At 43.5% G+C, this 12,971-nt stretch carries 13 protein-coding genes; all 13 read right to left on the bottom strand.

What is annotated here, in order from left to right; genetic code table 11:
• Positions 1-137: 137 nt before the first annotated feature.
• Complete coding sequence (locus JCM10519_RS04040; protein WP_347843215.1) at positions 138-5,504, bottom strand: RHS repeat-associated core domain-containing protein; 5,367 nt, start codon at positions 5,502-5,504, stop codon at positions 138-140.
• A complete protein-coding gene (locus JCM10519_RS04035) occupies positions 5,473-6,222 on the bottom strand; it encodes a hypothetical protein (RefSeq protein ID WP_054738039.1) in 750 nt (249 codons plus the stop codon). The genes JCM10519_RS04040 and JCM10519_RS04035 overlap by 32 nt, the downstream gene beginning before the upstream one ends.
• Positions 6,219-7,481: a hypothetical protein gene (locus JCM10519_RS04030; protein ID WP_054738038.1), complete on the bottom strand. Its 1,263-nt coding sequence runs from the start codon at positions 7,479-7,481 to the stop codon at positions 6,219-6,221. Before JCM10519_RS04030 ends, JCM10519_RS04035 begins: the two co-directional genes overlap by 4 nt.
• Before the next feature lie 270 nt (positions 7,482-7,751).
• Entirely contained in the window at positions 7,752-8,069 is a 318-nt protein-coding gene (locus JCM10519_RS04025; protein ID WP_054738037.1) for a hypothetical protein, read from the bottom strand.
• On the bottom strand, positions 8,062-8,298 hold the full coding sequence (locus tag JCM10519_RS04020; protein ID WP_054738036.1) for a hypothetical protein: 237 nt from the start codon (positions 8,296-8,298) through the stop codon (positions 8,062-8,064). The genes JCM10519_RS04025 and JCM10519_RS04020 overlap by 8 nt, the downstream gene beginning before the upstream one ends.
• 181 nt (positions 8,299-8,479) lie before the next feature.
• Positions 8,480-9,187, bottom strand: a complete 708-nt coding sequence (locus tag JCM10519_RS04015; protein WP_054738035.1) for a hypothetical protein — start codon at positions 9,185-9,187, stop codon at positions 8,480-8,482.
• Complete coding sequence (locus JCM10519_RS04010; protein ID WP_054738034.1) at positions 9,159-9,428, bottom strand: hypothetical protein; 270 nt, start codon at positions 9,426-9,428, stop codon at positions 9,159-9,161. Before JCM10519_RS04010 ends, JCM10519_RS04015 begins: the two co-directional genes overlap by 29 nt.
• Positions 9,429-9,440: 12 nt before the next feature.
• The gene (locus tag JCM10519_RS26160; RefSeq protein WP_347843063.1) at positions 9,441-9,611 is read right to left on the bottom strand and encodes a PAAR-like protein; all 171 of its coding nucleotides are present in this window, start codon (positions 9,609-9,611) and stop codon (positions 9,441-9,443) included.
• Positions 9,596-9,841, bottom strand: a complete 246-nt coding sequence (locus JCM10519_RS04005) for a hypothetical protein (RefSeq protein ID WP_054738033.1) — start codon at positions 9,839-9,841, stop codon at positions 9,596-9,598. Before JCM10519_RS04005 ends, JCM10519_RS26160 begins: the two co-directional genes overlap by 16 nt.
• Positions 9,822-9,965 (bottom strand): hypothetical protein, encoded by a 144-nt coding sequence (locus JCM10519_RS26155; RefSeq protein ID WP_347843062.1) that lies wholly within the window; start codon positions 9,963-9,965, stop codon positions 9,822-9,824. The genes JCM10519_RS04005 and JCM10519_RS26155 overlap by 20 nt, the downstream gene beginning before the upstream one ends.
• The gene (locus JCM10519_RS04000) at positions 9,953-10,489 is read right to left on the bottom strand and encodes a hypothetical protein (RefSeq protein WP_054738032.1); all 537 of its coding nucleotides are present in this window, start codon (positions 10,487-10,489) and stop codon (positions 9,953-9,955) included. The genes JCM10519_RS26155 and JCM10519_RS04000 overlap by 13 nt, the downstream gene beginning before the upstream one ends.
• A complete protein-coding gene (locus JCM10519_RS03995) occupies positions 10,479-11,345 on the bottom strand; it encodes a pentapeptide repeat-containing protein (RefSeq protein ID WP_054738031.1) in 867 nt (288 codons plus the stop codon). The genes JCM10519_RS04000 and JCM10519_RS03995 overlap by 11 nt, the downstream gene beginning before the upstream one ends.
• Before the next feature lie 109 nt (positions 11,346-11,454).
• Positions 11,455-12,864, bottom strand: a complete 1,410-nt coding sequence (locus JCM10519_RS03990) for a contractile injection system protein, VgrG/Pvc8 family (protein WP_054738030.1) — start codon at positions 12,862-12,864, stop codon at positions 11,455-11,457.
• Between the last annotated feature and the right edge of the window lie 107 nt (positions 12,865-12,971).

The raw sequence follows: 12,971 nt of genomic DNA, 5'->3' as shown, positions 1-12,971 counted from the left end.
ATTCTCCTTATTATTTTTATAAAATTATATTTTCATTTAATATGTCACAAAAAATATCGATAATTTATTCACAACTCCGATTGAAATCATAGCCTTTAACATGACTGAACAATTATAAACTTCATATCTTTTATCTACTATCTCAATACAATTTCAATTATCACATTTTTCTTTACTTTCTTCTTTCTGATTTTTTTTAAATGTTCAGGTATCTCCTCTCCTCGTTTAAAATATCCAGGTAGCTCCTCTGCACCACCATCAATATGGACATCAGCCCAATTTCTTACCTTTTCTACATATTCATCATAATTATTACTTGTTTGAAATAATTCATTTAATTCTTTATGAGCATAAGAACTAGCCGAAGTACCTGTGTGTGCTCCGCTAATCAACTCTCCCGTTTTAGGATTCAAAATATCCTTAAACTCTAAATCTTTTGTTGGTGTAACATTATCCATAATATCAGAGGCTTTTAATCCATATTCTTTAAATTGATCTGCATTAGCTACCATATTCCATTCATGATTTCCACCATCTCCTCGAAGTCGATCTTTTATAACATCTTTGGTAGTCTGCGTCTTATAAAGTTCATCCAACTGCCCCGTTGTTAAACCATCGAACCAACCTCGAAATCCATCATTGTTAGTAGGAATATTAGGCGACCCAGTAACCCTACTAGCAACAATTGCTTTTTCAGGCCATTTGCTTGGATCGACCTTGGTATAATCAATAGGCTTTCTAGCAAATCCACTCGGATCAATATACTTAATTGGATTATTTCTACAGTACGCATAAAGATTTAATCCATCTCCGCGGTACACATCTTCCTGCATAAATCCACCTAGTACTGGATTATAGTATCTCGCCCTTAAGTAATACTGCCCCGCTTCCTTATCATACTGCTGTCCAGTGTACAGAATGCGATTTCGTAAATCTCCTGCCTGCCCTCTTAAATTACCAAAAGAATCATAGGCATAGGCACTTTCTACCAAACCACGATTTCCTGTGATGTACATTGTGCTGATCTGCTCATCCAGATGATAGGCATGGTAGCCGGACTGTTCTTCCACCTCATTAGCTGCCACTCCATATCCCAAGATATATCGGCTTCTGAATGCTTCCCCGCTTCCAGATTCCGTCAGTAGTTCTCCATTGTAGAATACAAAATGGGCACTGTCTTCCTTGGCCGTTATCCCTGCCCTCAGTCCTTCCCCATCATAGCGGTGTTCCTGGACATATCCGTAACAGTCTTCAATCTTTATCTGCTGATTGAATGAATTATAGGAATATCTCCTATTCCCTGCTCCTGTCTCTTCTATCAGATTCCCCTGAAGATCGTAGAAGAAAAACATTCTATCTTTTGAAGTGGTATGTTCTATAAGCTGGTTTCTTTTATTATAATGGTATGTTTCCTGTTCGGCAAGGCTTTCCTTCTTCAACCGGTTTCCGCATAGGTCATATCGGTAGCAAATCGCTTCCCCATCATATTCCTCTTCCAGCAGACGGTTCATGCTGTCATAACGATATTGTATTACTGTATCCTTAATGCTGTCCTCTCCTGGGAAAAGACAGGCTCCTGCTTTTGCTGTACGGTTTCCATTTAAGTCGTATTCATACTGGAAATAGCATAAAGGTTGACCAGAATTTAATAGCGTAACCAGGCGGCTGATGTTTCCGTCCGTATCATATTCATAAGAGGTTCTCACTCCATTAAAATGCACGATCTCTTTTAGCTTTCCATCCGGATAGTGGAGATACTGGACAATCATTGTTCCTGCTTCATCCGTAATGGATGCCAGTTTTCCCCTCCAGTCATATCCGTAACTTACCGTTTTCCCGCTTTCATCCGTTAAAGTCTTTAAGCTGCCATCTTCATGGTAGGTACAGGAAACAAGAATTCGTCCCGATGCCGTTTTTTTAAGAAGCTTCCCATCCGGTCTGTATTCGTAGGCATAGCAGAATCCTCCTGCCGCTGATTTTTCCAACTGGCCAAAGGTATCGTATTCCCAGCTTCTGCTTTCCCGGTTCTTTCCTTCCTTGTCGCATCCAATCTCCAGGACACGGTTGGAGTCCATATTGTAGGCAGTCTTTACCTGGTTTCCGTTGCGGTCAGTGTGCAGAGTCATCCGGCCTTCCTTATCGTAACGGAACGTTTCACTGTTCCCTTCCTGGTCGATGATCTCACAGACTTTCCCCTGGCTATTATAACGGTAGGTGATGACTCCGCCATTGGCATCAGTCGTACTGGTAATGTTTCCGGCATAGTCATAGGTGCAGCCTTCTTTTCCTCCGTCTGCTCCCTGTATCCGGCATATTCTTCCCCAGTGGTCTACATCGTAACCGGTCCGGTTCTGGTTTCCATCAGCCAGTCCGGTGATCCTTCCTCTGGAATCATAGGTGTATGTTTGTAACGCCCGTCCCTTTTCCCGGCTTCTTAAGGTATGGATTTCTGTCTCCTGCCCATTGGCGCCGTATATGAAATTCAGTTCATTTCCATCTGCAGTGATTCGTCTTGATAGATTCCCATCTGGAAGGTATTCGTTTTTCTCTAATACGGTTCCTGCCATATCAGCCTTTTCCAGCAGGTTTCCGGTAAAATCGTAACGGTAAAGGTAACCCCTTTGCTGCTCATGCTTCTCTCCCGCCTGTGGTTGAATTTCTTTCCGGGTCCGGTCATTTTTATCATATTCATATTGGAATACCGGGCCAAGGCAGTCCTTCACATGGGTAATCCGGTCTTTTAGATCATAGGAATAGCCGATCTCCCATGCTTCCTTTCCTTTTCCCTGACGGGCAACCTTTGTGATATTCCCTGCCTTGTCATAAGAGATATGGACGGTTCTGTCAATTCCATTTGTCTTGTCCACGCTTCGCTCTGATATCAAGCGGTCACAGGAATCATACTCTCGTAGGATATGATATCCTTCCGGCGTTATAATCTCTGTACGGTTTCCGTTCTCATCATAACGGTAGCGGGTGACGGCAAACCGTTCCTCTTTGGGTATCGGTGCCAACCCACTGCTTAATTCTTCCTTCTGTTCAACCAGACGTCCAGCTTTGTCATATTCATAGCAGATGACCTGCTTAACCTCATCACTGATCTGCCTCTCCTCATAAACGCGGTTTCCTCTTGCATCATAACGGTAGCGGACCACAGCACCCAAGCCATCTTTTACATCGGTTAAGCGGTTCCGGCTGTCGTAAGCAAAGGACAGGCACAAATCTGTCCCCTCTTGGGAAACCAGTTTTCCTTCTTTATCCCAGTACCCTCCATGTCGGACTTCCTTCTTTTTGTTTCCCTTTTCATCGTAAGAAAAAGTTATGCGCTGATAAAGGATTCGAGTTCCTTCTTCTTTTGCAGGGTGCAGCATCTGAATCAAGTGGTTCTGGAAGTCGTACTGGTAAAAGGCAATGCGGCCCATGGCATTCTGATGAGAAAGCACGTTTCCGCATAGATCATAGGTATATTCCGCTTCTGTATTCTCTTCCGGAGCCACGATTTTTGCCAGGTTACCAGCAGTATCATATTCATAGCAGTAACCAGTTCCATCATCTGTCTCTTCCTGATATGCTTCCGGCAGGACATGCTTAATTCGTTTTCCGGCAGCATCATAGAAAAACCGTTCACACCCTCCGTCAGGATAATGAATGCGGATCTGGTTTCCGTCACTGTCATACTCATAACGGATTCCTTCCCCATCATCGATTTCCTTTTCATAGGCATTAGGGTGCACTTTCTTAAGGATGTGTCCTTCCCCATCCCGCATCTGCCTCTCATGGCTTCCATCCGGACGAATGGTATCAATCAGGCGGTCCAGAAAATCATACTGGTAGCTGTACTCCCCTTTCTGTTCCTTCCATGCCTTGGGAGGATACATGGCTAAGAGCCTTCCCATACCGTCATATAAGTAACGGGATTCATTTCCTTCTCCATCCCGCACCATGGTCCGGAAGTTTTTAGCATTGTATCCGTACTCCATCCGGCCGCAGTCATCCTCTTTTGCCATCAGCCTGCCCATGATATCGTATTCAAATCGGCCCTCTTCCCCATCCGGGTAGGTAATAACAGAGGGTTTTCCGGAAGCCTCTTCATAATGATAAAGGGTCGTATTTCCCAATGCATCCCTTTCCTCCAGGAGCCTTCCTTTCCGGTCATAGATATAGGAGCAGGTAAGCCATTCCCCCGCTTCTCCCGCCTTTTCCTTTGCTTCAATCAGGTTATGGCTTCCGTCGTATTCATAGAGGAACTTCCTGCCGGCATTGTCTGTCTTTTCGACCAGGTCATCGGCTTCATCGTAACGAAAACTCGTCTTAAGCCAGCCCACTCTGCCTTCCTTTATGACCCGCCCTGCTTCGTCATAGGACCATTCTTTCCCATATCCCAGGCGGTCTGTTTCCCGTATCCGGTAGCCTTCTTCATTATAATCATATCGAGTCGCACTTCCATCCTCATAAAGGACCGACAGGATCTCCAACTTTTTTCCATACTCATAGACAATCGTCTGATCTCCTACGCTGCTGTGTACCCTGACTTTCCTTTCCTCATCCAGATATTCCGCTTCATAGGTATCTCCGTTGGCAAGAGTTTGAAGCACCATTCTTCCTCTTCCATCATACCGGTTTTCCAGATAGGTGACCTTTGCCTGGTCTACCGCTTTGGTTAAATATCCCTTTTCATCGTACTCATAATGAGTGATTCCCTGATCCATGTGGATTACGTCGGTTAAATATCCGTTTTCATACCGGTACTGCATGGTTCGCCCCATGTTATCCTTCATCTGAACCAGACGCCCATTTCTCATAGTCAGGCTTAAATGATAACCGAGAGCGGTGGTGATTCCCTCTAAGCCTTCCCCATGATAAGTAAACCGGACAGCCTGTCCGTTCCTGTCCGCAATGGACTGGAGCACCCCATGGGGATTATAACGATAAGTCCTGTGCTCTTTCCGATCCTTAATAAACCAGCCTTCCTTGTCCTTTATAAGCTGGAACCAGCCGCATCCATGAGTCACATTACAGGCTTTTTCCCCGTCCCATTCAAATATCACATGGTATCCGGAATCAAGTACCGTATGAAGCTTTCTGCCATCCTGATAAAGCTTTCCTTCGTATGGGAAGCTCCACCCGGCTCCCAGTATCCCTTCCTGAATGTTGGTGGAGTTGTACTTCCTCTGAATCCGGATTGCTTCCCGGATATCTGACAGGACAAAATCCGTAGCAGTGATCAAAAACGCGCCGGAAGCCACATCCACCGGTTCGGCAAAGAGCTGGCCAAGCCCGCTGGCAATCAGGTTATTCTGGAATGACTGTTTTAAATTAACCTCTCTGCCAGGGAGCAATGCATCCGCAGTAACATCTACAGCCGTACCAAATACGGTTCCTACCGCAGTTCCCACCAGCTTGTTTACAATCTTGGAATCGCTTCCCAGTAATTTTTGTGTCTTTCCTATCAGTGATGTTCCTGCCGATCCTTTAAACATACCAAGTGCCATATTGGTTACCATGTTCTGCACATTGACGGAGCCTGTAGTCTGGTATTCTGTGATTGCCCCAAATATGACAGAGCCTCCCGTCTGTGTAACAAAATTGGCCACCTGAGATTTGGGACACATGAACTTGCTGAACTTTCCTGCGGCAGCAACATTTTTTTAATGCCTTTCCGGTAACAACATCAAACACAATATCAGTTACCATGGACGCAATGTTATAGGCATCTTCATTTCCCTTAAAAACCGTATCCCTTAAAAAGTTTGCCGGCCTGGAGGCATCCAGTGCATTCACCTTGCTGTATCCGTCAAGCCCTTCCGCCATATCCGCCACGGCAAAGGTTGCCTTTACACCTGCTGCAACCAGCAGGGGGGCAGTTGCGCCTCCGGTACATACAGTCAGTGCTGTCAGACCAACTACCGTGGCAATACTTATTACCCCATTCAAAAACTTCTGCTTGCTCTGTTGTTTTCTTGCTACAAGCGCCGAGGTCAGGGCACTGTTATTGGCCTCACGGTCAGCCGCATCGTTCTTTGTTAATTCTGCTTCCAACTCCGCTGCCGATGGTACTGCTTCCGGAAAAGAATCCGCTTTATGGGTTACAAGGCCTGACTTGATATCCGTCTTTTCCTCTAAAGTGACCACATCATCGCCGCCATCTCCAACCTGAAGCACCACCTTATTCTCTCCGGAGATCATCAGGTTCCGTACCGGGGTTTCTCCTCCGGCCATCATCCCTTTCTGGCTTTTATATTGATGTTCTTTCCAGTCAGGGATAGGAATCCTCCCTTATTTAAGTTCAGCAGAATGGAACCACTGGAATCCGGAGCATAGCTTAACGTATCGGAAGTCATGTTCATGGCGCTTCCGCTTGGGTCGGAAAAGCTTTTATTTTCAGGATTTTTGCTTTTTCCCCCGCCGCTTCCGCTTCCAATGGCATGAACAGCGACTGCACTTTGTTCATCATGCTCTGGAAAATAAATATGTACCCTGCTTCCCTCTACCGGCATGCAGTAAAAACTGCTGCTCTCAATGGCATAGGTGAAATACTTTGTCCCAGACCCAGCCTCATAGACCGGATCAATATCAAAATGCACCCGGATCTGGTTTCCGTTCCGCTCTTTTACAGTTGCCGGAATGCTCATTCCATAGATTCTGGGATTCTTCTCCTTTTCTCTCCTAAGACCTTCCCGTCTGGAAAGTGAATACCAATAAACCAGCTCCCCGTTTGTAGTGAAGATTTTCATTCCAGTGACCCAGGTCAGTATTTTATTAAAAGAAACTGCTTCTCCCATCTGCAGATACCGGCGTGTCTGAATATTCCACTTAGAGGCCTCCTGGGATAAAACCCCCAATGGCTCCAGAATTCTTGAATAGTGAAACAGATCCTTTTCCAGAATATAGTCTTCTTTGCGAAGCTCTGTCCCATAGTTGATATCCGGAATGCCAAAATACACCTTTCCGCAGTCGGCAGAAGGCTCAACAAGAAGGCTGGTTCCAAAATGGCTGGCAAGCCTCCGCAGGAAAACCCAGTCGCTTTCCTCATACTGCAAAAGCATTTCAGGGATCAGAGCGTTCCCTGTGATCTCATCCTTAATGTCAAACCGTCCATAATCAGCAAGTACCTTTCGTGCCACATCCATATAGGTCATGGACCCATTCAAAAAGCTTCTGCTCTTTTCCGTACGCTCCCAATCTTTCGTATAGGAATAAGCTTCCAAATACAAAAATGGCAGTCCTTTCTCCACTTTTGTATAGACCGTTTCCATCTTTCCCTGGAAAATCACCCTGCCCCCGGTACATTTGGTTTCCCGGATTATCACTGGAAGGATAGAAGCCATGTTTACAAAATTCTCCGCTTGCTCTCCATCTACCAGCAGTTTCATGGTAAGGAATGCATGGCTGTTAAGTTCCTGTGTAAGCCGGAAGGTTTCCACTTGAATCACGCCTTCCAGTGCCAGCTCAATTTCTAGTTCTTTATACTCCAATATCATATTTCATTGCCTCCTTTATCATGAAATAGAAGGTCATTCTCATCATTTGGCAGCTATATCACACTTTTTTTTAATATTTTCAGTTGTTCTTATTCCTCAACTTTATTCATTGTCTTATTTTGGTATCAGTATACTTCGAACCACCTTCACTTCACTCGAACCTAATTCCATTTCTACCCACTGCTGTGCTTGCCTATTTATAGAGACTATTTCTGTTCTCTCATCGCGAGTAAAACATTACTCTCTCCTCTCCTTTCCACGATTCCAGCTTTACTCAGGAAAGGTAAATGTATGATCAATAAATGTACAATTTTTCATTTTCTCTCGTTCTTTTTCTTTGTTTTTTCCTTGTGCATCTGACCAGGTATTGACTACCACGTCAAATAACATATATTCCTGATACTCTTTGATATTCTGCTCAGTGACTTCATATTTTTTCAGAAGTTCGTATATAGTTTTTGAATCATGATAATGAGTGCCTAATTCTTCTCCCGGCTGGTAGTAAATATCAAGCGGTTCTAATGTCATGACCCTGTTTTTGCGGTCATAGCTCATATACATAATAATAATCATAGTTTCATTAGCCATGTTTACATTTCCACGTATCTTTATCGTATCTCCTTTTGAAGGAAAAAAATAAATCAACTTCAAAATTTTCTTTTAAGTATTCTTGCTTGTACGGAATGGAAAGTCCGCCAAAATTTTCAAAATCGTACAAATCTTCATAATTTACCCATTTTAATTCTGGCACTTTGTGAAATAATTCAAACGCATTTTTTTTGGTTGCCGCCTCATAAATTTGGTCCATAACATTCATACCATTCACCCTCCATAAAAAATGTTGGAATAACCCTATCATCAACAAGCTTAACAATATAAGTACAATTTTGCGCTTCGAAAAATCTTCATCTTTCTTTTTTTAACATGCTTTCTCCCTTTATTTTTTTTCTTAAATTTTTTTTAACTTTATGAGAAAATCGTATGTTCCCTTATATGTTTCATTGTCTTTCAGATCCTCCACGTTTTTTCTTACCATCATGATTTTTATCCTCTGACATAATACGGTCAAAAACAGCTTTCTCTATATCCTCATACGAATTATTTTCAAGAAATTCCTTTGTTCTTAATTCATCTTGATTTCCCGATGAAATATCGCTGTAATACTGTTCCATACAATCCAACAATCCGGTATCATCAGCCGTCCTATATGCAATGTTATCCGCATCTAAGTCTACGATATAATCATCCATTCCAAAAGAAATTTTATTATTATCCCCAGTGTATACTGCATCTCCAAGCCAACCAGTTACATCTTTGCGTTCCTCCGCATTCTTCCAGGAAAGAGACTTTGCTCCTATATTGTTCCATTTATTATCCACTTTATGGCGATTGTCATTTAAGTTTGCAGCGATTGTATACATCATATGGGAATAATCGCCTTTTCCTCCAAAACTCTGATAAAGTTCTTTATAATAATCTAAATATTCCTGGTCAGAGAACGTTTTTCCAGTAGCATTCTCCATATTGCTTTTCCATGTATTGAAATCATCAGTCTTTTTTTTATGTTTTTGCTCTAATGCATCATAGCTGTATTTCAAAGGATCACTGCTCATAAAGTGCTGCAGGCGGACCATCTGTCTTAAATATTGATAATCTTCTTTTTTTATTCCTAAACTTTCAATAAAAAAACTTTTCTTCCTTATCATATTTGTATGCCCACCCTGCTCCTTTCCTCCATGCATGAGTTTCTATTTTAAGAAATAATACATTAACCGTCTTATTATTATAATCCCCCAGCTGACTAATCGCTCTTGCAAACAGCCAGTTCCGTTCCATTTGAGACAATTCTTTGTATTTCTCCTGAATTTTATCATAAACCTCTTTCATGGTTTTAGATGCTTTCTCATCAAATCCAAATTGTCCCTGCATAAAATCAGCATTGCCCATTGCCGGATTATTCTAAGGCATGGTCGATGTCCCGCTTCCTGCCTCAGGCTGTCCCGGATCAACAATTTCAATCTCTCCCCCATATATGCAATGCAGCTTGGCTCCGCCCATCAAAGGATGTTTTTCATCCGTCTCCACCCCGTCCTTACCATAGTCCCATTCCGAAGCTATAATACGGAGCATACATTCTCCCAATACCTGAGGAACTCCTTCCTCCGCGGGCGCAGCTCTTCCTTCTTTTTCTTCCCTCCAGTGAAAAAACCCATTACTTTATCCAGAAAAGTATTCGGGCAGGCTTCCTCTACATCCTTACGCACCTTTTCCGCCGCCTCCTGTGTTTTAGGATTCTCCATGCTGTAGCATCCTCCAAAGCAGATCACATGATCATTTGCCTTACAGTCCTCCACCGTCATCTGAGCCTGCTCTTTTAAGAAAACTCCGTGTGTTTTTTTGAAGAACAATCTGGCTTGGCCTCATTCCCATACTACAGGTCGCACATGCTCCATGGACAACAAACGTATCCTTTAGCTCCGCCATTCTACCTCAGCCTCCTTCCAAGTAATTCCGATCACTCCCCTGCGCAGCAGGCTCTCCACAACCTCTAAACTTACAAAAGGATTAGGAAATCGTTTATCATTTAACAAAAACACTTTGTGTTGCCCAATCTTTTTCGAATCCAAAACCAACCTTTTTATGCTTCCATTGGAGTAAAACTCCGTCTGATCGGAAAACATGTCCATGCGGTCTAATAGAAGATGGTGGTAAACCATAATTGTCTCCCGTTCTTTACTTGCAATGGTCACTGTCTTGAACACCATCTCATCCTCATACATATCAAGTACCTTTTTCACCTTATCCGAAACTAAATACACCGGACTCTGTATGAAATCAGGTGCTGCTTCCCCGCAGTCTGGCGTCAGGTACATCATATTGGAATCGTCTATTTCCGCTGCATCTTCTTTATAGAAAATATGCCTGGGACCGCAGATATCAAAATCCCGGAATTGGATCATATCCTGCAGGGATTTATCCTGCTCCATGGTAAAAACCTCATTCCTCACCCCTCCTGTCGATCAAAATGGTTTGAAGCTGCTCTGGATCCAGGTGAAGAAAAGGTACATCCTTCTCCATAAAGATGGAATACTCCAGGTCTGCTCCTTTAAAATCATTATCCTCCCACCGGCAGTTCACGAAATCAGCCTGGCGGATCACCGCATTCTGAAAGCTGCACCCCTTTATGGTACAGTTTTTAAATTGTGCCCCGGACAATACGGCTTCCTCAAAGCATAGATTGGTTAAAGAGCAATTCTCAAACTGGCTGAAAAGAAGCGCCTTTCCCCTGCAGTCTGAATTCTTTAAATCAGCTTCATACCAGAACTTGGAAACCATAGCCCCTTCCTGTTCCTCTGTCAGATGCAAGGCTCTGTCCCAATCTTTTTGTTCCTTCTTCTCCCGGTCCACATTGGCGATGAGTTCATTGGCATCCCTGTATTCCCCCCAGTAGATTCCCCAGGTATCAAGCTTGGGAATATCTGCAAAATCCCTGTTCTCTTCTATATCCCGAAACAGAAACCGAAGTTGTCCTGCCAATATCTGATTCCATTCCATAAGAATTTCCTGCAGAAAATTGGATATATCATACTTGTTGATCTTTCCCATATATTTTCTTCGGTCCAGTTCCAACTGCTCTTTTATCTCATCCATCATGGAAAAGAAAAACCCGATGGAACATGTCACCTCTGCTGGTTCTGTGTCCAAATACCACCTGGCATCCAGTGCCTGGGCCAGAACATTATAATCTCCGTTCAATGTGTCAATCCGAAGAAGGGAAAAATAAAAAAACATGATTTTTTCTTTCCCTTCAGCCTTTTCCCGAAGAGCGGAGACTGCCTGCTGGATTGCCTTTGACAATTCCAATGCCTTATCCTGTATTTCCAGAAAGAACTGTCCTTTTTTTCTCTTCCAGATATTCCCGTTCTTCTTCTCTGAATCGTTCCAATGCTTCCTGTCTTGTCATGCGGACCTCCTAATTCACTTTTACTTCAGTTCCCTGGATATACAGATTTCCATCAGCAGGCATATTAACGGTGCCTCCTTTTACGCAGGATATAACCGCCGCCTCAAGCGCCTGAAGAGAAACAGCCTCTTCCGCTTCAATTTTCAAATCTTCTTCAGCAGCAATATTGATTGTACCCATGGCACTTAAGGAAATGTCACCTCCATTACTGATCTTCACACTGGCTGCCCCTCCGCTGCATGCAAGAGTAATCCCATCTTCCGCCAGCTTCATTTCCTGCCCGTAAGGATTGCTTAAATATTTTGTAGAGGGACTTCCCATCCGGTCGGGCACTCCCCCGCTTTTTCCATCATATGAACTTACGGCACTGACTCCTATGACATCTTTTGTATATTTAGAAGGAAAATAGACCCGGACATTATCCCCTTTCTCCGGCATATAATACCAGCCGCTCCCGTCCGGGGATTCGGACAGGGTAGAAAATGGGAACCAGTACACGTCCTTACCCCCGGCTGCATGATCTATATCCAGATGAATCCTGATCTTACTTCCTGCTATTTCAAGAACGGTTCCGCAAAGAGCGGTTCCGATTAAATGCATGGGATACTGGACTTTAGCCAGTATTCCTTCTTTCTTCTGCATTTCCATGCGGCAGTGAAGCAGCCCCCGTTCCAATTCATAAGACAAACGGCGGAGAACAAATTGCCTGCCTTTATCCCCTACCTGTTCAAAGAGTTCCGGTATATGCCCGGTTTCGATTTTCATGATAAGAAAGTCATTATCATTGACCGATGCACCCTGCATAAGCCAATAGCTGTACTCTCCCATTTCTTTTTGAAACCCTGTCTTTTTGTAATTCCACTCCCCGGACGGTATATCCGGAACCCCTCCGTACAGTTTCATGGATTCCTCACCAGGGTGACACGCCAAAACCGCATTTAGCATAGAGAGCATGCGCTTTAGAAATTCCCAGTCCGTTTCCTTATACTGAACTGCAATTTCCCCTAAAGGCCTGTCCGGTATGGACAGTTTGATATCACTTCCTGGGTATTCAGACAGGATGATCTGAAACAGACTGCCGTAAGTCATGGTCACATCCTGAAAAGACCGGGACTTCTTTTTTTGGTCCATCAATATGCTTCTGCTTTTGGCCTCCGCCGATATTTTCACCGTGTCCCCTTCTCCTTCTACACTGACCTTAGTCAGTATTCCGGAAAATATGGGTTTTCCTTCTCCTACATATACGTTTATGGAGTCATTCTCCGAAAAACCAAATAATGTCTCTTCCCCATTTTCTGCTGCCAGATAACCACAAAGCTTCAAACTTCCATGATCACCTGGTAAGCAGTCTATTTTTAGTTCTGTCAGATTTTCTACCGGAATTCCTTTTATTATGATCTGTTCCAAGCCATATGCCATAAAACCGCCTCCTAATTCTCATGAATCTCGCTTCCATGAAGTCCCACTGTTCCCTTTTTCACCTCAATATCAGCACCTGACCCACAGGAAACCTGGATGGAAGTCTG

Source organism: Clostridium sp. NkU-1 (assembly GCA_001312405.1).
The sequence above is the reverse complement of the archived record's forward strand: the minus strand, read 5'-3'. Positions and strand labels throughout refer to the sequence as shown.